The sequence below is a fragment of the Corallococcus sp. AB049A genome, from assembly GCF_003668885.1.
Classification (GTDB): Bacteria; Myxococcota; Myxococcia; order Myxococcales; family Myxococcaceae; genus Corallococcus; species Corallococcus interemptor.
Window position 1 is genome coordinate 1 of record NZ_RAWL01000038.1, and the last position, 18556, is coordinate 18556.

Consider the following 18556-nt stretch of genomic DNA (forward strand, 5'->3'; position numbering starts at 1 on the left):
CCTGTCCTTCGAGTGGCTTCATGTCGGTACCTCCCCTTTCACGCGCCACCCTGCCTGCCCAATCCTGACACCTCCTGTCATGATTCCCGGTCCAGGCTGTGCACCTCGTCCCCAGGCCGGAGGGCCCATGCGCGCGGATCGCCTCGTCCACCTCTTGATGCGCCTCCAGGCCCGCCCCCGCAGCACCGTGGGCGAGCTGGCGCGCGAGCTCCAGGTCTCCAGCCGCACCGTCCACCGGGACCTGGACGCGCTCTCCACCGCGGGCGTCCCCGTCTACGCGACACGCGGAGCGACCGGCGGCGTGGCGCTGATGGAGGGCTGGCGCACGCAGCTCACCGGCCTCACCCGCCCGGAGCTCCAGGCGCTGGCCACGGTGGGCGCCCCCGGAGCGTTGGAGGACCTGGGCCTGTCCGGACCGCTGCGCACGGGCCTGGTGAAGCTGGCCGCGGCCCTCCCCGCCCTCCAGCAGCCCGCGCTGGAGCACGCGCGACAGCGGCTCCACGTGGACGCCTCCGGCTGGTTCACCGGCCGCGAGCCCCTGCCCCACCTGGGCAAGCTGCGCGACGCCGCCTGGCAGGACCGCCGCGTGTCACTGAGCTACCAGGACTTCGACGGCGCGAGAACCCGCCGGACGGTGGACCCCTACGGGCTCGTGATCAAGGCGGACCGCTGGTACCTCGTCGCCGGGACGGACAAGGGCCCGCGCGTCTTCCGGGGCGGGCGCATTGGCGACGTGCGGCTGTCCCCCCAGGGCTTCACCCGCCCGCAGGGCTTCGACCTGCCCGCCTTCTGGAAGGACTGGTGCGCGAGGTTCGCCACCGGGCGCCCCCGCTACGACGTCACCCTCTCCTGCACGCCGGAGGGGGAAGCCGCGCTGCGGAAGCTGCGTCCCCCGGCCGACGGTGAGCGCATCGACAAGGCGCCCGCGGCACGCGGTGGGAAGCGGAAGGTGACGCTGGACTTCGAGCGGGAGGCCATCGCGGTCTCCCAGCTGTGCGAAATCGGGGCGGGCGTCGAAGTGCTCGCCCCGGAACCCCTGCGCCAGCGGCTGGCCGCGCTGGCGGCCTCACTGCTGGCGCTCTACGGCGGGCCCGGCCAGAAGAGGCCGGGCCGCCGCGCCCGCTAGAAGTGCAGCGGGTGACCCAGCGTGGCCTCGGCGCCCTCGTGCATGATCTCGGAGAGCGTCGGGTGCGCGTGGATGGTGTGGGCCAGCTCCTCGGTGGTGATCTCCAGCTTCATCGCGACGCAGGCCTCGGCGAGCAGCTCCGTGGCGTGCGGCCCGATGATGTGGATGCCCAGCACCTCGTCGTACTTCTTGTCGGAGACGATCTTGATGAGGCCCACCGACTCGTTGGAGATGGCGGACTTCGTCACCGCGCCGAAGGGGGCCACGCCCACCTTCACGTCGTAGCCGCGCTCCTTGGCCTTCTTCTCCGTCAGACCCACGGACGCCACCTCGGGGTAGCAGTACGTGGCGGACGGGGTCAGGTCGTAGTTGATGGGCGCGGGGTTCTTGCCGGCGATGTGCTCCACCACCATCACGCACTCGGCGGAGGCCATGTGCGCCAGCATCGGCGTGGGGATGACGTCGCCAATGGCGTAGACGTTGGGCTCGCTGGTGCGGCACAGCGTGTCGACCTTGATGAAGCCGCGGTCGGTCTGGATGGACGTCTTGTTGAGGCCCACGTCCTCGGTGACGGGCGCGCGGCCCACCGCCGACAGGAGGATCTCGGCCTCCAGCGTCTTGGTCTCCTCGCCCACCTTCATGGTGACGCGCACGCCGTCCGCCGTGTGCTCCACCTTCTGCACCGCGGAGCCGGTGTGCACGTCGATGCCGCGGCGGCGGAAGATCTTGTCCAGCTCCTTGGAGATGTCCGCGTCCTCGATGGGGAGCAGCGCGGGCATGTACTCCACGATGGCCGTCTTGCTGCCCACGTGGTTGAACACGGAGGCGAACTCGCAGCCCACCGCGCCGGCGCCCAGGACGATGATGCTCTTGGGGATGCGGTCGATGGTCAGGATGGAGTCACTGTTCATCACCCGCTTGTGGTCCACCGCCACGTTCGGCAGGGACTTGGGCACGGAGCCCGTGGCGATGATGATGTTCTTCGTCTCCAGGGTCTGTTTGGAGCCGTCCTCCGCCGTGACCTCCACCTTGCCCTTGCCGGCGATGCGGCCGTGGCCCTTCACCACGGTGATCTTGTTCTTCTTCATCAGGAAGTCGATGCCGTTGGCACCCTTCGTGACGACCTTGTCCTTGTGCTTCTGGGCGTTGGCCCAGTTCACGGTGGGGTTCGCCACGTCGATGCCGAAGTCGGACGACTCCTTGATGTGGTGGAAGAGCGACGCCGTCCACAGCAGCGACTTGGTGGGGATGCAGCCGCGGTGCAGACACGTGCCACCCAGGCGCTTGTCCTTTTCGATGATGGCCGTCTTCAGCCCGAGCTGGGCCGCGCGGATGGCGCCCACATAGCCGCCAGGACCCGAGCCGATGATCACCACGTCGAAAGTCTCAGCCACACACGCCTCCGGTCATTTTTGCGGATGGAACTCGCGGGCGCTGATAACCCCCGGTCCCGGTTGGAATCAAGGAGTTTGCTCGTGCGTCGCTTCCCGCTCCACACGCTTCTCTTGATGCTAGTAGCGCTGCTGGCGTTCGCGCGCCTCTATTACGTGTCGCATCAAGCCCCGCCCGCTCCGGCCCCCGGGAAGGCGCCGGGCGGAACACCCGTGAGGATCACCCCGCCCGACCTGGGCCCCGCCGCGTGCCGGGGCCTGGACGCCGTCCTGGGCGACCTCCTCTCCTCCGACGGAGGCACCCCGGGGGACGCCGGCACGGCCTGGAGTGACGCGCGCCGGCAGCTCGGCGACTGCCCCACTCCTCCAGCCGCCGCCTGCGCGAGGGGCCCCGCCCTGGCCGCCCTGTCGCCCGTCACCGCGAAGGACGGCCTGCCCCGCGAGCTGCTCGCCACCCTGTGCGAGCGCTGTGCGCCCGAGGACAATCCCTGCGGCCAGGCCGTGACGCGCGCGCTGCGGGAGGCCGCCGCCCGGAAGAACCCGCCCCTGCAGGAGGCGACCTGGAGCCTGGAGCACGCGGGGTCCGCCCTGGGCTCAGCCTGCCAGGAGCTCGTGCGCCAGGCCGTGGGCCCCGCGGCCGTGACGGGCCCGGCCCTGGAGCCGCAGTTGCTGGCGCTCACGGAGGCCCTGGCGCCCACGTGCGTGAAGACGGGCCAGATGCCCGCCCCCCTCCTGAACGCGGCGGCGGTGCAGCAGGCCCACCAGGCGCCCCTGCTGGCGACGCTGAACACGGCGGGCGCGGTGGAGACCAAGGCCATCGAGCCGGATCAGAAGTCAGGCCCCGGGGACGCGTTCCGAGCGTTCGACCGCGACGAGCTGTCCGGGGTGAAGCTGCCCATGGCGGGCACGGGCACGGGCTCGGACGCCGTGCTGCGGTTGGAGTACGCGCCGTCGCTGAAGTACGCCGTGTCCTTCCAGGTGCGGGCCACGGGGCCGGGCACGCTGCGGGCGCACGTCCGCGCGCCGGACGGCGTGGGCAACGCCGAGGCAGGGGGCAAGGCCTTCTTCGTGGATCCCACCGTCTGCCGCTTCCACGGCACGGGCAGGTGGGAGATCTGCAAGCCCGGGGTCCCCCTGCTCGACGTGGACGCGGTGAGCGTCCTTCCGGAGCGGCCAGGGGTGGAGCTGAAGGAGCTGGAGATCATCGGCGCCCGGTAGGCACGGGCGCCAGGCCGCACGCGGCGTCGGAGGAGGCTCCGACGTCGCCCGCGTGGGGAGGGTCAGGCGATGAGGCCGCGGTCGCGCGCCTGGCGGAAGATGCCGGACGCGTCCTTCTTCAGGGCGGTGGAGACGTCCTTCACGATGGCGTCCGCCGACTTCGCGACCGACAGGTAGTTGTCGAACGTGCGCGTGAGGATGAGCACGCCCGAGATGATGACTCGCTGCAGGTTGTGCTGCAGGTCCGTGCCCTCGTACACGAGCCAGGACTGCTCACAGTAGCGGCGGCCCTCGGCCACCATCTGGTTCAGGTGCGCGCGCTCGGTCGCGTCGGGAACCTTCGCCTTGGGGCTGATGGACGCGATGTACAGCACGTTCTGCCCCAGACGCTGCGTCGCCTCCTCCATCTGCGCCATGATGGCCTGGACGTCGTCCTTCGTCGGCGGGTTGTGCCAGCGCGAGAACAGGACGCGGTCGATGAGTTCGGATTGGTACGTGGCAGACACGAGGCCTCCGGGATGCGAACGCTGATGACGACGGGGCCGCTTCGTCGGGCACGGCCCGTGTCGCAGGGCGGAATCTGTACCAGGATCACAGAAGCGGTTGAAGAGTAGCGGACACACGCATGCACCTTTGGGGCGCCTGTGTGCCAGCCACGCTGTGAGGATGCAGTGCTGCTGGACAACTCCGCCTGGGTCGCAACCGACACGCCGGGGTTTTCGGGGAGTTCAGGGCACCCTGGGGCGTGCGCGGGCGGCGAGGACGGCCTTCACGTCATCCAGCGTCAACCCCAGGGAACGCACCGCGACGAGCACGTGGAAGAGCACGTCGGCGGCCTCTTCCGCGGCGCGGTGCGTGTCCGCGTCCGCGCAGGCGGTGACGAGCTCCGCGGCCTCCTCGCCCAGCTTCTTCAGGCGCAGGTTGCGGTCCTCCAAGAGGCGCCGGGTGTAGCTGGGCTTCGCGCCCTCGGGTGGAGGACCGGAGGCGCGCGCGGCGAGCGTCGCGTCCAGGTGCGCGAGCGCGTCCCAGTGCCCTTCGCCGAAGCAGGTCTCCTCGCCGGTGTGGCACGCGGGGCCGGCCTTGCGCACGCGCGCGAGCACCGCGTCGCCGTCGCAGTCCGCGGTGAGGGAGATGACCTGCTGTGTGTTCCCGCTGGTGGCGCCCTTGTGCCAGAGCCCGCGCGTGCGGGAGCGGTAGTGCATCTCGCCCGTGGCGAGCGTGCGCTCCAGCGCCTCGCGGTCGGCGTGCGCGACCATCAGCACGTCGCCGGTGCTCGCGTCCTGCGTGACGACCGTCACCAGTCCCTGGCCCTTGTCGAAGTTCAACTTGGAGAGGTCCAACGTCATGACGGGCCTCCCGAGCGCAGCACGTCGCGCACGCGCCTCGACAGCGCCGCGTTGGTGGCGATGCCGTCACCGCCGAACGCCGTGCGCGTGCCCTTCCAGTCGGTGAACACGCCGCCGGCCTCCTCGATGATGGGCTGCAGGGCCGCCGCGTCCCAGGGCGACAGGGCCTCATCCACCATGACCTCCGCGCGGCCGGTGGCGACGAGGAGGTAGCCGTAGCAGTCCCCCCACGTGCGGGAGAGGGAGGCCTGCCGGGACAGCTCCTTCCAGGCCGCGCCCTTCGCGGGGTTCTGGAGGAAGCGATCGTCGGTGATGAGCACCACCGACCGGGCCAGCGAGTCCTGCTCCGACACGCGCGTCGCGGATCCGTTCCAGAAGCAACCCAGGCCCGGGGACGCGACGACCAGCTCGTTCACGGCCGGGAAGTAGGCCGCGCCCGCGAGGATGGTCTCCCCTTCCGCCACCGCGACCAGCGTGCCCCACAGCGGCACGCCCCGGATGAACGTCTTCGTGCCGTCGATGGGATCCAATATCCACCGGCGCTTCGCGCCTGCGCGCGACTCGCCGAACTCCTCGCCCAGGATGCCGTCGTTGGGGAAGCGCGCCTCCAGCCACTCGCGGGCGGTCCACTCGGCGGTGCGGTCCGCCACCGTCACGGGCGTACCGTCGCTCTTGGTGTCCACGGCGATGCCGCGCCGGAAGAAGTCCAGCGCCACGTCACCGGCCTTGCGCGCGACGTCCGCGGCGGCCTCCATCAAGTCTCGCAGGTCCGCGTTCATGTCGTGCTCCGGATGGCGATGCCGTTGTCCTTCAGCAGGGACTTCAAGGCGCCCACCGTGGTGAGGCCGTCATGGAGGATGCCGGCGACGAGCGCCGCGTCCGCCGCGCCCAGCGTCAGCGCATCGCGCACGTGCTCCGCGCGGCCCGCGCCACCGGAGGCGATGACGGGCACGTCCACGGCCTGGGCCACCGCGCGGGTCAGCTCCAGGTCGTAGCCCGTGCGAGCCCCGTCCCGGTCGATGCTGGTGAGCAGAACCTCGCCCGCGCCGCGCCGGACGCACTCCTTCGCCCAGGCCACGGCGTCCAGGCCGGTGGGACGCCGGCCGCCGTGCGTGTAGACGCGGTAGCGGTCTCCCTCGCGCTTCGCGTCGATGCTGGCCACGACGCACTGGGCGCCGAAGCGCTCCGCGCAGCCGGTGAGCAGCTCGGGCGTGGCCACGGCCGCGGAGTTGATGCTCACCTTGTCCGCGCCGGCCCGCAGCGCGCGGCCCACGTCGTCCACGGTGCGCACACCGCCGCCCACGGTGAGCGGGATGAACAGGCGCTCCGCGGTGCGCTGGACCAGGTCCCACAGCGTCTGGCGCTCCTCGGCGCTCGCGGAGATGTCGAGGAACGTTACCTCGTCCGCGCCGGCCTCCTCATAGCGTCGGGCCAGCTCCACCGGGTCGCCCACGTCGCGCAGGCCCTCGAACTGGACGCCCTTCACCACGCGGCCGCCCTTCACGTCCAGGCACACGATGATCCGCCGGCGCAGCATCACTTCACCTCCAGGGAGACGCTGCCCTTCATGCTGAAGACGACGCCGGAGTCCACCATGGCGTCGCGAAGCGCGAGCCCCAGCGCCTTGAAGGCCGCTTCGGTGAGGTGGTGGCTGTCCTTGCCGCGGAGCACGCGCAGGTGGAGCGTGATGCGCGAGTGCTCGCAGAACGAGCGCATCCAGTGTTCGTACAGCCGGTTCTTCAGCGGGCCCCGGTAGTAGAAGCGCCCGCCCGCGTCGAGGCACGCCTGCACCAGCGCGTCATCCATGGGGAGGGTGCGTTCGCCGTAGCGCGCGGCGGTGGCGGGGATGACGCGCTGGACGGCGGTGCCCAGGGTGATGGCCACGTCCTCCATCAGGTGGTGGCGCAGGTCGCCGCGAGCGCGCAGGGTCAGGTCCAGCCCCGCGTAGCGCGCGAACGTGGCGAGCATGTGGTCGAAGAACTTGAGGCCCGTGTCCACCCGGGCCACGCCGGTTCCGCGAGCCAGCTCCACCGTGACCTGGGACTCCTTCGTTTCACGGACGACCGTGGTGACCGTGCTCATTGCGTGAACTCCCGCGCGACCGCGCGCGCATCCAACCGACCTGTGTAAAGCGCCATGCCCACCACCGCTCCGTGCGCGCCCACCTTCGCCAGCGCGCGCAGGTCCTCCAACGTCGTCACGCCTCCGGAGGCATAGAGCCGGTGCCGGCTCGAACGGGCGACCTCCTCCATCAGGGGCAGGTCCACGCCGCCCAGCTGTCCTTCCTTGTGCACCGCCGTGACGAGCATTCCGCCCAGCGGCAGGGGCTCCAGCGCGGACAGCACGTCGCGGATGTCGCGAGCGCTGCCGGACGTCCAGCCGCGCGTCACGACCTCGCGGCCCTTCACGTCCGCGGCCACCACGACGCGGCCCGGGAAGCGCTGCGAGACCTCCGTGAGCCAGGCCAGGTCCTCGATGGCGCGGGTCCCCACGACGACCGAGGACGCTCCGCCCGCGAGCACCGCCTCCACGCGCGAGGCCTCACGGACGCCGCCGCCCACCGTGAAGGTGAGGCCCGGAGCATGGGACACCAGCCGCGCCACCACGTCCGCGTTGGAGCCCTTGCCCAGCGCCGCGTCCAGGTCCACGACATGGAACGTGCGGAAGCCCAGCGCGAGCCACTGCTTCAGGGCATCCAGCGGATCATTCACGCGCACGCGCTCTGCTTCATAGGAACCGCCCACGAGTTGCACGCACGCGCCCTCCCGCAGGTCGATGGCAGGGATGGCGATCATGAGGACACCTCCTGGAGGAACGCCTGCACGAAGCGGACCCCCGCTTGGGAGGACTTCTCCGGGTGGAACTGCACGCCCAGCACGTTGCCGCGCCGCACGGAGGCGGGGAACCGGTCGCCCTCGTGGGTGGTCCAGCCCACCACTTCGCGTGACTCCACGGCACGGCAGACAAAGCTGTGCGCGTAGTACACGGTGGACAACCGCGCGGCCCGGAGCGCCCGGTCCTCCTCCACGTCGTTCCAGCCAATCTGCGGCACGTGCCGCGCGGCCAGCCGCGTCACCCGGCCCGGGAAGTAGCCGAGTCCCTGCCCTGCCCCCTCGTCGCTCTCCTCGAAGAGCAGCTGCATGCCCAGGCAGATGCCCAGGCACGGCAGGCCCGCGTCCAGCGCCTTGCGCATCGCCTCGCGTCCCGGAGCAAGCCGCGCCGCCGCCGAACCGAACGCCCCCACGCCGGGCAGCACCAGGATGTCGGTGTCCAGCGCTCGCAGCGGATCCTCCTGCACGCGCACGTCCGCGCCGGGCGTGGTGGCCAGCGCCTTGATCAGCGAGTGCAGGTTGCCCGCGCCGTAGTCGAACAGGGTCACCCGCATCACAGCACCTCCTTCAAGGCCTTCAGCGCCGAAGCCATCATGGGCCAGGGTCCGCAGCCGATGCGCAGCGCATCGCCCACGCCCGTGAGCCCTTCGAACACCCGCACGTTCACGTTGCGCTCCCGCAGCGCCTCGCCCACCCGCCGCGCCTCCGGCACGGGGACGAGGAGGAAGTTCCCTTCGGATGGAAGCGGCGCCAGCCCCAGCGCCTTCAGGGCGCCGCGCAGCCGCTCACGGTTCTCCACTGCCTCCGCCGCGCAGGCCTCCATCCACGCGACGTCCTCCGTGAGCGCGGCCACCGCCACGGCTTCGCCCAGCGCCGTGTGCTTGTAGGGCCCGCGGGCCTTCTCCACCTCCGCGACCAGCGACGGCGCCCCGACGCCCCACCCCACGCGCAGGCCCGCGAGCCCGAACGCCTTGGACATCGTGCGAGTCACCAGGACGTTGGGCCGCGTCCGCGCCAGGTCGAGGAAGTCCCCGTCCCGCGTGAACTCCACATAGGCCTGATCAATGAGCACCACGCCCGGCGCGCCGTCCACCAGCCGCTCCAGCGCCGCGCGCGAGGCCACCGTGCCGGTGGGGTTGTTCGGCGTGCACACGTAGATGAGCTTCGCCCCCGTGGCGAGCAGACCGTCCACGTCCAGCTCATGGTCCGCGCGCAGCGGCACGGGCACCGGCTTGAGCGCGCTCAAACGGGCGTACAGGGGCACCATCACGAACGTGGGATCCGGAAAGGCCACCACGTCCCCGGGTTCCAGGAAGGCCCGCAGCGCGCAGTCGATGACGTCGTCCGAGCCGCAGCCCGTCGTCACGTTCTCCACCGAGACGCCCGCGTAGCTCGCGACGGCGCGCTTCAGGTCCGGCGCATAGCCGGCGGGATAGCGCGCCAGCCGCAGGAAGCCCTCCTCCCTCAGCACACGGTCCGCGGATGGGGGTGCACCGAAGAGGTTGGTGTTGTCGCTCAGGTCCACCCGGCACGGCTTCTTCGCCGGGGAGTACAGCGGGATGTCCCGATACGTGTCGCGGAAGGGAATCACTGCATCCTCCAGGCCCGGGCCGCGTCCGCGTGGGCGAACAGGCCCTCGCTGTCCGCCAGCGTTCCCACGTCATCCGCCATCGCCGCGGCTGCCTCCGGGGTCACGCGTTGCCACGTGGTCCACCGGTAGAAGTCCAGCACGCTCAGCCCCGAGTACGCCCGGGCCAGCCCCGCCGTGGGCAGCACGTGATTCGCGCCGGTGAGGTAGTCGCCGAAGGCCACCGACGCGCGCTGTCCCACGAACACCGTGCCCGCGTTGCGAACCCGCGCCAGGTCCTCCGAGGGCTTCGCCGTCGCGAGCAACAGGTGCTCCGGAGCGAACTCCGCGACGAAGGGCCACGCTTCCTCCAGCGAGTCGATGCGCAACACCGCCCCCCGGCTCCCCAACGCCGACAGGACGATGTCCCCTCGACGAGCGCCACGGGCCTGCTGCTCCACCGCGTCCCGCACCGCCTGCGCCAGCGAAGCGCCCACCACCAGCGCCACGCAGCAGGCGTCGGGGTCGTGCTCCGCCTGGGCCAGCAGCTCGCGCGCCACCGCGTCAGGACGGGCGCTCGCGTCGGCGACCACCAGGATCTCGCTCGGGCCCGCGGGGGCGTCGATGGCGACCGCGTCCACCACCTGGAGCTTCGCGGCGGCCACATACGCGTTGCCCGGTCCGACGATGCGGTCCACGCGGGGAACGCTCTCGGTGCCGTAGGCCAACGCGGCCACCGCGCCCGCGCCGCCCAACGCGAAGACCCGATCCGCGCCCGCCAGCGCCGCCGCCGCGAGCACGCCCGCGCTCGGAAGACCGTCCGGTCCCGGTGGAGAGCAGACGATGACCTCGCCCACGCCCGCGACCTTCGCTGGGACCACGCCCATGAGCACGCTGCTGGGGTACACCGCCCGGCCGCCGGGCGCGTACACGCCAACGCGGCTCAGCGGATCCGGCCTGCGGCCCACGACGACACCGGGCTCTGTCTCCACCTCGGTGGCCTGGGGCCGCTGCGCGGCATGTGCCCGGGCGATGTTGCGCGCCGCGCGGGTCAGCGCCTCGCGCACGCCGGACGGAATCGACTCCAGCGCCGCGTTCCACCGTTCGCGAGGAACCTCCAGGGCCGCCAGCTCCACGCGGTCGAACTCGCGCGCGAAGTCGAAGAGGGCCCGGTCGCCCTCGGTTCGCACGCGGGCAATGAGCGCCTGGACACGGGATGCCACCAGGGCATCCGACTCCCCCGTGCGCGCGAGCAGCTTCCGCCTCGCGTCGGGCTCCAGGGCGGACAGGGCGTCCTGATACTTGAGGACCGGAGCGCTCATGCCATCAACCTCTCGATGCGCGTGACGAGGATGCCCTGCCCGCCCAGCGCCTTCAGCGCGTTCACCGTGCGGTAGAGGTTCCGCGACGAAACCACCGCGTGCACCGCGACGAAGTGCCCCCCGTTCATCACGTCCACCACCGTGGGGCCGTTGAGGCCGGGCAGCACCTCGCGCACCTGCTCCAGGGACGTCTTGGGAACGTTGGCCATCAGGTAGCGCCGCCCTCGCGCCGCCAGCACCGAACCCAGCGCCTGCGTCAGCTCCTCCAGCGCGCGCCGCGCCTCCGTGTCATTGCGCGGATACGCCACCAGCCGGGCGCTCGACTCCAGCACGGTGGCCACTTCCTTGAGGCCGTTCATCTTCAACGTGGAGCCCGTGGACGTGAGGTCCACCACGATGTCCGCGATGCCCAGGTGCGGGGCGATCTCCGCCGCGCCGCTCACCGGCACCACCGTCACCTTCTGCCCTCGCTGCTGGAAGAAGGCCTGCGTCAGCCGGGGGAAGCACGAGGCCACCCGCATCCCGTCCTTCACGTCCTCCACGCGGGAGATGCCGCTCTCGTCGCGCGCGGCCACCACCAGCCGGCAGCGGCCGAACTCCAGGTCCATCAGCGGCTCCAGCTCGCGCCCGGCCTCGTTCACCAGGTCCCAGCCGGTGACGCCCGCCTGCGCGGCGCCGTCCGCGACGAACTCCGGGATGTCCTGGGCTCGGACGAAGATGGCCTCGAACTCGCCGCCCAGCGACGCGGTGAGGGCCCGCTCGCCCCGAGCGCGCACCTCCAGGCCCGCGTCGTTGAACAGCTCGCGCACTTCCTCGGACAGACGTCCTTTGTTGGGCAGGGCAATCTTCAACATGGATGGGCTCGGGGGACTGCGATGGCGGAAACGAAAAAAGGCCCGTCCTGGGGGACGGGCCTTCGGTCACTGCGGCATCTGCCGGAAGTGGGTGCGTTTCTAGTGCGTCACCCAGGCATGCGCGCGGCGAACGGTCCCGTCATGGGCCGGCCGATGATGCGCATGGTGATGATGCACGGAGGTGGAACGCACGGCCCTAGGGTTAACGACCGGAGCCCCCAACGTCAAGTCACCCCGGGTCATGGCACGTCTTGACGCTTGCAAACCCGTGCTCGCTTGAGCACAAGCGCCGCATGGCAACCTCCGACGTCCTCGTGGTGGGCGGTGGTGTGATGGGCTGCGGCATCGCGCTGAGACTGCGTCAGGCCGGCGCGCGCGTGACGGTGCTGGAGCGCTCCATCCCCGGCGCGGAAGCCTCCAGCGCCGCCGGCGGCATCCTCGCCCCCCAGTGGGAGGCGGACGGACCGGGCCCCTTCTTCGAACTCTGCCTGCGAAGCCGAGCGCTCTACGCAAGCTTCGCCTCGGAGCTGCGCGAACTGTCCGGCGTGGACATCGCGTACCGGCCGTGTGGCCTCTTGCGCGTCGCCTTCGACGAGGCGGACCTCCACCACGTGGAGTCCACCGTGGGCTGGCAGCACGGCATGGGCCTGCGCGCCGAGCTGATTGACGGCAAGGCCGCGCGCGAGCTGGAGCCCCACCTGTCCCCCACCGCCGTGGGCGCCGCGCACTTCCCGGATGATCACCAGGTGGACAACCGGCTCCTCGTCCGCGCGCTCACCATGGCCGCCGCGCGCGTGGGCACGGTGTTCAAGAGCGGCTACGTGCGCGGCGTGGTGCACGAAGACGGCCGCGCGGTGGGTGTGGACCTGGATGGCGAGGTGCTGCGCGCGGATGCCGTCGTGCTGGCGGCGGGCTCGTGGTCCTCCCTGGTCCAGGGTGCGGGCGTGTCGGCGCAGGCCGTGCGCCCGGCGCGCGGACAGATGATCCAGTTGCAGACGCGGCTGCCCCTGTTGGAGCGCGTGGTGACGTCCGCGAAGGGCTACCTGGTGCCGCGCGCGGACGGGCGGATCATCGCCGGGAGCACCATGGAGCACGTGGGCTTCGACAAGCAGGTGACCGCGGCGGGGCTGGCGCGCATCCTCGACATGGCGCTGGAGCTCTGTCCGGAGCTGGGCACCGCGCCCATCACGGAGACCTGGGCCGGCTTCCGTCCCTGGACCCAGGACGCGCTGCCGTACATCGGTGCGGGCCCCTCGCCCGGCCTGTTCCTCGCCACCGGCCACTTCCGCAACGGCATCCTGCTGGCCCCCATCACCGCGAAGCTCGTCGCCCAGGCCGTGCTGGGAGAGAAGCCCTCGGTGGACCTCACCCCCTTCCGCTACGACCGCGGGACAGTGGCGCGCGGATGACGCGGGGCGCCTGCCCGCCCTACTCCGCGAGGCGGGGAATGCTCCGGGGACCCGCGACGTTCACCCCGGCGCCAGGGCTCGCACCCCACCCTGGATGGCAGGGAGGCGAGGGGGTGATGATTTCTCGCACTCGTTCGCCTTTAATCCCTGGAAACCTCTAGAATCTTCCGCCGTGGAAGCCATCCCCCCCGCACCGCCCAGAATCCTGATCGTCGACGATGACGATTCCGTCCGCGACGTCATCTCCGTGCTCCTCCGTGAGGAGGGCTACAACTGCGTCGTGGCCAACGGCGCCGAGATGGCGCTCGACGTGGCGGGTGAAGAAGAGACGCCGCTCGTCATCAGCGACATGAAGATGCCGGGCCGTGACGGACTCTGGCTGCTGGAGAACCTGCGCGAGCGGCTGCCGGACACGTCCGTCATCATGCTCACCGGCTACGGCGACACCGAGTCCGCCGTGGACTGTCTGCGCCGGGGCGCGGTGGACTACCTGCTCAAGCCACCCAAGCTCACGGACCTCATCCGGGCAATCGAACGCGCGCTCGCCAAGCGCCGCATCGAGATGGCGCGCAAGCGCTACCAGAAGAAGCTCGAGGGCAAGGTGCGCGACCGCACCGCCGAGCTGCGCAGCGCGCTGCACAACATCGCCAACACGTACCAGAACACGCTGCTGGCGCTGGTGGCGGCCCTGGACGCGCGCGAGCACGAGACGAGCGACCACTCCCAGCGCGTGGTCAGCTACACCTCCGCCATCGCCACCCGCATGGGCATCCACGGCAAGGAGATGGAGGAGATCGGCCGCGGGGCGCTCCTGCACGACATCGGGAAGATCGGCGTGCCGGACGCGGTGCTGCTCAAGCCCGGCAAGCTCACCCCCGACGAATGGCTGGAGATGCGGCGTCATCCGGAGATTGGCTTCCAGATGATCCAGAACATCCCCTTCCTCTCCACGCCGGCGGACATCGTCCTGTCGCACCAGGAGCGCTACGACGGCGCGGGCTACCCCCGCAACCTCCAGCGCAACGAGATCCACATCGGCGCGCGCATCTTCGCGGTGGCGGACACGCTGGACGCGATGACGAGCGACCGGCCGTACCGCAAGGGCACGACGTTCGCGAACGCCATCCAGGAGATCAAGCGCTGCGCCAACACGCAGTTCGACCCTGAGGTCGTGAAGGCGTTCCTGGACATCGGCGAGGAGGGCCTCATCCGCATCAAGAAGGAGATGGCGGAGAAGAAGCTCAACCCGATGCAGGCCGCCGCGGACGCCGCCGAGTCCGAGGCCGAGCTGGCGCGGCTCACCGACCTGGACGACGAGCCGGACTCTCCGCCGGTGGGCCCCAGCGCGACGCCCATTGGCGCGCCGCCCCCCGTCATCCGTTCAGCGTCCGGCACCGAGGGCTGAACCCTGCCCCCGGGAAGCGGTGGCTTTCCCGGGCGGGGTTGCTATCCATGAAGGCGGAAGGCCCCGCGATGACCGCCCCCCTGCCCGCTCACGATCCGCTCGCCCCGCCGCTGTGTGACGCCCAGGGGCGGCGCATGACGTACCTGCGGCTGAGCGTCACGGACCGCTGCAACTTCCGCTGCACCTACTGCTCGCCGGCGTCGTGGGGCGGGAAGAAGGACCTGCTGGACGCGAGCGAGTTCGAGCGCATCGTCTCCGTCTTCGCGCGCATGGGCATCCGCCGCGTGCGCCTGACGGGCGGAGAGCCGCTCGCCCGGCCGGACATCCTGGAGATCGCGAAGCGCATCGCCGCGGTGTCCGGCGTGGAGCACCTGGCCATCACCACCAACGCCAGCCGCCTGGAGCCGCTGGCCATGCCGCTGCGCGACGCGGGCGTCACCCAGCTCAACCTGAGCCTGGACACGCTGTCCGAGGACGTCTTCCGGCGCATCTCCAAGCAAGGAGACTTCGCGGCGGTGCTGCGAGGCATCGACGCGGCGGCGGGCGCGGGCTACCAGTCGCTGAAGCTCAACGTCGTGGTGATGCGCGGCATCAACGACGCGGAAGTGCCGGAGCTGGTGGCGTACGCGCACGCGCGCGGCATCACCCCGCGCTTCATTGAACTGATGCCCTTTGGCCAGGGCACGCCGGTGCCCACGGCGGAGCTGCTGGAGCGACTGGCGGCTTCAGGCCGCGTCCTCACCGAGGAGCCCCAGGAGAGCGCCGCGTCGCCCACGTCCGGGCCGGCGCGCTACTGGCGCATGGAGAGCGGGCGCGTGGGGTTCATCTCCCCGCTGACGCAGAACTTCTGCGGCGGCTGCAACCGGGTGCGGGTGGCGTCCAACGGGGACCTGCGCAGCTGCCTGGGCGGCCGGGCGCAGGCGCCGTTGCATCAGCTCATCCGGGGCGGCGCGACGGACACGGAGTTGGCCATGGCCGTGCGCCGCGCGCTGGGAGAGAAGCCGGAGGGGCACCGCTTCACGGAGGCCGGAAACGGCGCCACGCTCCTGCCCATGATGGGCATTGGCGGCTGAGGGCTACTTCACCAGCCGGATGTTCACGGGGTAGCGGTACAGCTCGCCGTCGTTGGCCTTCAGGCCCGCGATGACGCTGAGCACCAGCGAGCCCAGGATGATGATGCCGCCGGTGATCACGCCCAGGCCCAGCGCGCACAGCAGCACCGCGGAGACGGCCATGCCGATGGCGCAGGTGATCTGGAAGTTGAGCGACTCCACCGCGTGCGCGCGGACGAAGGACGACTCCTTGCCCTTGGTCAGCATCAGGAACAGCGGCACCGCCCAGCCCAGGAAGCCCGCGCCCACCACGAGGCCGGCGATGGCGCCCAGATGGGCCAACATCCCCATCGTCTTCTCGTCCTGCGTCGCCGTGGGCGAGCCGGTGATGAACTGGCCGAACTGCTGATCCTCACGCTGCTGGGGGTCCATGTCCATGAGAGCCCTTCCGGAGAGTCTGGGGGGCGCGACGGGTGCGCCCGGATGGGGCGCACCATGACATGCCGTGTCGGTGCCTGTCATCCAGTGGACAGGGGCCTGGCCAGGAGGCCCCCGTCCGCCGGCAGGCTTCAGCGGTACAGCGCGTGTCCGGCCTTCTTGAATTCCTCGCTCTTCTCCTTCATCCCCTGCTCCAGGGCCTTGGCCTCGTCCACGCCGACCTTGTCCGCGTAGTCGCGCACGTCCTGGGTGATCTTCATGGAGCAGAAGTGCGGGCCGCACATGGAGCAGAAGTGCGCGACCTTGGCGCCTTCGGCGGGGAGCGTCTCGTCGTGGAAGGCGCGAGCGCGCTCGGGGTCGAGGGACAGGTTGAACTGATCCTCCCAGCGGAACTCGAAGCGCGCCTTGGACAGGGCGTTGTCGCGGGCCTGCGCGCCGGGGTGGCCCTTGGCGAGGTCCGCGGCGTGGGCGGCGATCTTGTAGGTGATCACGCCTTCCTTCACGTCGTCACGGTCGGGCAGGCCCAGGTGTTCCTTGGGCGTGACGTAGCAGAGCATCGCCGTGCCGAACCAGCCGATCATCGCGGCGCCGATGCCGCTGGTGAAGTGGTCGTAGCCCGGCGCGATGTCCGTGGTGAGGGGCCCCAGCGTGTAGAACGGCGCCTCGTGGCACACGGCGAGCTGCTTCGTCATGTTCTCCTGGATGAGGTGCATGGGGACGTGACCGGGGCCTTCGATCATCGTCTGCACGTCGTGCTTCCAGGCGATCTTCGTGAGCTCGCCCAGCGTCTCCAGTTCACCGAACTGCGCGGCGTCGTTGGCGTCGGCGATAGAGCCGGGGCGCAGACCGTCCCCCAGGCTGAAGCTGACGTCGTACGCCTTCATGATCTCGCAGATCTCCTCGAAGTGCGTGTAGAGGAAGTTCTCCTGGTGGTGGGCCAGGCACCACTTGGCGAGGATGGATCCACCGCGGCTGACGATGCCGGTGAGGCGCTTCGCGGTGAGGGGGATGTACTGGAGGCGCACGCCGGCGTGGATGGTGAAGTAGTCCACGCCCTGCTCGGCCTGTTCGATGAGGGTGTCGCGGAAGATGGCCCAGGTGAGCTCCTCGGCCTTGCCGCCCACCTTCTCCAGCGCCTGGTAGATGGGCACGGTGCCGATGGGCACGGGCGCGTTGCGGAGGATCCACTCGCGCGTCTCGTGGATGTTGCGGCCGGTGGACAGGTCCATGACGGTGTCCGCGCCCCAGCGGATGGACCAGACCATCTTCTCCACTTCCTCTTCGATGGAGGACGTGACGGCGGAGTTGCCGATGTTGGCGTTGATCTTCACCAGGAAGTTGCGGCCGATGATCATCGGCTCCAGCTCCGGGTGGTTGATGTTGGCGGGGATGATGGCGCGGCCCCGGGCGATCTCATCGCGCACGAACTCCGGCGTAATCACGCGAGGAATCGCGGCGCCCCAGGAGTGGCCGGGGTGCTGGGCGGCGAGTGAAGCATCGAGCTTCTGGTTCTCGCGCACGGCGACGTATTCCATCTCCGGCGTGATGATGCCCTTGCGGGCGTAGTGCATCTGGCTGACGTTGGCGCCGGACTTCGCGACGCGAGGCTTGCGGATGTGGCTGAAGCGCAGGCCGTTGAGGCGCGGGTCGGCTTCGCGGGCGCGGCCGTACTCGGACGTGATGCCGTCCAGTTCGTGGGTGTCGTTGCGCGCGCGGATCCAGTTCTCACGAACGGCGGGCAGGCCCCGGCGCAGGTCGATGTCCGCGGACGGGTCGGTGTAGGGGCCGCTGGAGTCGTAGACGTGGACGGGCGGGTTCGGGGTTTCAGGCCCGGAGTGGCCATGGTGACGCGTGGGCGTCTGGGCGATTTCGCGCAGGGGGACGCGGAGGTCGGGGTGCAGGGACCCGGGCACGTAGACCTTGCGCGAGGCGGGAAGCGGGCCGCGGCTGATCCCCTCCAGCACCTTTCCATCGACCTTGAGGCTCTTGGACGCTCCACTCATCGGACGGCTCCTTCTGGGAACGGAAAGGAGTCGGGACGGGAGCCATGGAGCACCCACACCGCTTCCCTCCGCCGGTGCTAACCGGTTCAGGTTCAAAGGGATCGGACGCGGTCACACGTCCATCTCAGCCCCCATCCGGAGGCGCCCCTAGCGACTGCGGAGCGGTGTAGCGCAGGGGGAAGCCCGCTTCAACCCGGCCGGACCTGAGCCCGCGGACAGTGGACGCACGGTGGCCCTGCGGGGAGGGATATACACTTCCCGATGAACATGGGCGCAAGGGTCCTCCCCACTGAAAGACAGTGCGTCGTCACAGGCTTCGCGGCGCTTGGGATGTCCACGGCGGCGTACCTGATCTTCACGCTTCGGAATGCCGCCGGCATTCGAACAGGCCTCGGCCTGTGGGCGACGCTCGTCTACCCGCTGCTTGGGTTCGCGGCGCTTTGCGCTGGCTACGCGGCAGTGCGTCACCGCTCCAATCCGGCGCTCGGCCTGCTCGTCGGATGCGGAATCGCCTTGATGGTGTTCATCTTTTTCAGCGCGTCCTGACCTGACTGAGAGGCGGTGAACCCATGAAGGACATCCATTGAAACTCTG

Annotated in this window: 19 protein-coding genes and 1 riboswitch; of the genes, 6 read left to right on the forward strand and 13 right to left on the reverse strand. The window is 70.4% G+C overall.

Features of this window, described 5'->3' with window-relative positions:
• The first annotated feature begins 127 nt into the window (after positions 1–127).
• A complete protein-coding gene (locus D7X55_RS06570) occupies positions 128–1126 on the forward strand; it encodes a YafY family protein (RefSeq protein ID WP_120549852.1) in 999 nt (332 codons plus the stop codon).
• On the opposite strand, the gene lpdA is transcribed toward D7X55_RS06570, so the two are convergent.
• Complete coding sequence (gene lpdA, locus D7X55_RS06575) at positions 1123–2520, reverse strand: dihydrolipoyl dehydrogenase (protein ID WP_121722554.1); 1398 nt, start codon at positions 2518–2520, stop codon at positions 1123–1125. The two genes, D7X55_RS06570 and lpdA, sit on opposite strands and share 4 nt — an antisense overlap.
• 210 nt (positions 2521–2730) lie before the next feature.
• Between lpdA and D7X55_RS06580 the strand changes: the two genes are divergently transcribed.
• Positions 2731–3735 (forward strand): hypothetical protein, encoded by a 1005-nt coding sequence (locus D7X55_RS06580; RefSeq protein WP_233609646.1) that lies wholly within the window; start codon positions 2731–2733, stop codon positions 3733–3735.
• A 62-nt stretch (positions 3736–3797) separates the two neighbouring features.
• Here D7X55_RS06580 and D7X55_RS06585 read toward each other — a convergent pair whose 3' ends face one another.
• From D7X55_RS06585 to hisG, 10 genes are all read right to left on the reverse strand, one after another.
• Entirely contained in the window at positions 3798–4241 is a 444-nt protein-coding gene (locus tag D7X55_RS06585; RefSeq protein ID WP_120549855.1) for a DofB protein, read from the reverse strand.
• Positions 4242–4463: 222 nt separating this feature from the next.
• Entirely contained in the window at positions 4464–5081 is a 618-nt protein-coding gene (gene hisIE, locus D7X55_RS06590; RefSeq protein ID WP_120549856.1) for a bifunctional phosphoribosyl-AMP cyclohydrolase/phosphoribosyl-ATP diphosphatase HisIE, read from the reverse strand.
• Positions 5078–5860, reverse strand: coding sequence for a histidinol-phosphatase (hisN, locus tag D7X55_RS06595; protein ID WP_121722555.1), 783 nt, complete (start codon positions 5858–5860; stop codon positions 5078–5080). The genes hisIE and hisN overlap by 4 nt, the downstream gene beginning before the upstream one ends.
• Positions 5857–6621: an imidazole glycerol phosphate synthase subunit HisF gene (hisF, locus tag D7X55_RS06600; RefSeq protein ID WP_368666502.1), complete on the reverse strand. Its 765-nt coding sequence runs from the start codon at positions 6619–6621 to the stop codon at positions 5857–5859. The genes hisN and hisF overlap by 4 nt, the downstream gene beginning before the upstream one ends.
• Entirely contained in the window at positions 6618–7163 is a 546-nt protein-coding gene (locus D7X55_RS06605) for an imidazoleglycerol-phosphate dehydratase (protein WP_121722556.1), read from the reverse strand. Before D7X55_RS06605 ends, hisF begins: the two co-directional genes overlap by 4 nt.
• Complete coding sequence (locus tag D7X55_RS06610) at positions 7160–7876, reverse strand: HisA/HisF-related TIM barrel protein (RefSeq protein ID WP_120549860.1); 717 nt, start codon at positions 7874–7876, stop codon at positions 7160–7162. The genes D7X55_RS06605 and D7X55_RS06610 overlap by 4 nt, the downstream gene beginning before the upstream one ends.
• On the reverse strand, positions 7873–8466 hold the full coding sequence (gene hisH / locus D7X55_RS06615) for an imidazole glycerol phosphate synthase subunit HisH (protein WP_121722557.1): 594 nt from the start codon (positions 8464–8466) through the stop codon (positions 7873–7875). The genes D7X55_RS06610 and hisH overlap by 4 nt, the downstream gene beginning before the upstream one ends.
• Positions 8466–9503, reverse strand: a complete 1038-nt coding sequence (locus tag D7X55_RS06620; protein ID WP_121722558.1) for a histidinol-phosphate transaminase — start codon at positions 9501–9503, stop codon at positions 8466–8468. The genes hisH and D7X55_RS06620 overlap by 1 nt, the downstream gene beginning before the upstream one ends.
• Complete coding sequence (gene hisD / locus D7X55_RS06625) at positions 9500–10801, reverse strand: histidinol dehydrogenase (protein WP_121722559.1); 1302 nt, start codon at positions 10799–10801, stop codon at positions 9500–9502. Before hisD ends, D7X55_RS06620 begins: the two co-directional genes overlap by 4 nt.
• On the reverse strand, positions 10798–11655 hold the full coding sequence (gene hisG, locus D7X55_RS06630; RefSeq protein WP_120549864.1) for an ATP phosphoribosyltransferase: 858 nt from the start codon (positions 11653–11655) through the stop codon (positions 10798–10800). The genes hisD and hisG overlap by 4 nt, the downstream gene beginning before the upstream one ends.
• A 293-nt stretch (positions 11656–11948) precedes the next feature.
• Here hisG and thiO point away from each other — a divergent pair, with 293 nt between their 5' ends.
• The 3 genes from thiO to moaA all read left to right on the forward strand — a co-directional run bounded on the left by thiO (position 11949) and on the right by moaA (position 15542).
• Positions 11949–13064, forward strand: coding sequence for a glycine oxidase ThiO (gene thiO, locus D7X55_RS06635; RefSeq protein WP_121722560.1), 1116 nt, complete (start codon positions 11949–11951; stop codon positions 13062–13064).
• A 172-nt stretch (positions 13065–13236) separates the two neighbouring features.
• Positions 13237–14469 carry an HD-GYP domain-containing protein gene (locus tag D7X55_RS06640; RefSeq protein WP_120549866.1) on the forward strand — a complete coding sequence of 411 codons (1233 nt, stop codon included), beginning with the start codon at positions 13237–13239 and terminating at the stop codon, positions 14467–14469.
• Between the two features lie 68 nt (positions 14470–14537).
• A complete protein-coding gene (gene moaA, locus D7X55_RS06645; protein WP_121722561.1) occupies positions 14538–15542 on the forward strand; it encodes a GTP 3',8-cyclase MoaA in 1005 nt (334 codons plus the stop codon).
• A 3-nt stretch (positions 15543–15545) separates the two neighbouring features.
• Here the strand turns inward: moaA and D7X55_RS06650 are convergent, their stop codons facing one another.
• Positions 15546–15959 carry a DUF4870 domain-containing protein gene (locus tag D7X55_RS06650; protein WP_120549868.1) on the reverse strand — a complete coding sequence of 138 codons (414 nt, stop codon included), beginning with the start codon at positions 15957–15959 and terminating at the stop codon, positions 15546–15548.
• 131 nt (positions 15960–16090) lie between these two features.
• Entirely contained in the window at positions 16091–17962 is a 1872-nt protein-coding gene (gene thiC, locus D7X55_RS06655) for a phosphomethylpyrimidine synthase ThiC (RefSeq protein ID WP_121722562.1), read from the reverse strand.
• Between the two features lie 46 nt (positions 17963–18008).
• A riboswitch (TPP riboswitch) is annotated at positions 18009–18121 on the reverse strand.
• A gap of 171 nt (positions 18122–18292) precedes the next feature.
• On the opposite strand from thiC, the gene D7X55_RS06660 reads away from it, so the two are divergent.
• Complete coding sequence (locus D7X55_RS06660) at positions 18293–18508, forward strand: hypothetical protein (protein ID WP_147442814.1); 216 nt, start codon at positions 18293–18295, stop codon at positions 18506–18508.
• Positions 18509–18556: the final 48 nt, after the last annotated feature.

Coding starts and splice junctions, on each gene's coding strand:
- hisIE (WP_120549856.1), bottom strand. CDS start 5,081: ATGACGTTGGACCTCTCCAAGTTGAACTTCGACAAGGGCCAGGGACTG.
- D7X55_RS06660 (WP_147442814.1), top strand. CDS start 18,293: ATGTCCACGGCGGCGTACCTGATCTTCACGCTTCGGAATGCCGCCGGC.
- hisD (WP_121722559.1), bottom strand. CDS start 10,801: ATGAGCGCTCCGGTCCTCAAGTATCAGGACGCCCTGTCCGCCCTGGAG.
- thiO (WP_121722560.1), top strand. CDS start 11,949: ATGGCAACCTCCGACGTCCTCGTGGTGGGCGGTGGTGTGATGGGCTGC.
- D7X55_RS06605 (WP_121722556.1), bottom strand. CDS start 7,163: ATGAGCACGGTCACCACGGTCGTCCGTGAAACGAAGGAGTCCCAGGTC.
- hisH (WP_121722557.1), bottom strand. CDS start 8,466: ATGCGGGTGACCCTGTTCGACTACGGCGCGGGCAACCTGCACTCGCTG.
- thiC (WP_121722562.1), bottom strand. CDS start 17,962: ATGAGTGGAGCGTCCAAGAGCCTCAAGGTCGATGGAAAGGTGCTGGAG.
- D7X55_RS06650 (WP_120549868.1), bottom strand. CDS start 15,959: ATGGACATGGACCCCCAGCAGCGTGAGGATCAGCAGTTCGGCCAGTTC.
- hisG (WP_120549864.1), bottom strand. CDS start 11,655: ATGTTGAAGATTGCCCTGCCCAACAAAGGACGTCTGTCCGAGGAAGTG.
- D7X55_RS06570 (WP_120549852.1), top strand. CDS start 128: ATGCGCGCGGATCGCCTCGTCCACCTCTTGATGCGCCTCCAGGCCCGC.
- moaA (WP_121722561.1), top strand. CDS start 14,538: ATGACCGCCCCCCTGCCCGCTCACGATCCGCTCGCCCCGCCGCTGTGT.
- hisN (WP_121722555.1), bottom strand. CDS start 5,860: ATGAACGCGGACCTGCGAGACTTGATGGAGGCCGCCGCGGACGTCGCG.
- D7X55_RS06610 (WP_120549860.1), bottom strand. CDS start 7,876: ATGATCGCCATCCCTGCCATCGACCTGCGGGAGGGCGCGTGCGTGCAA.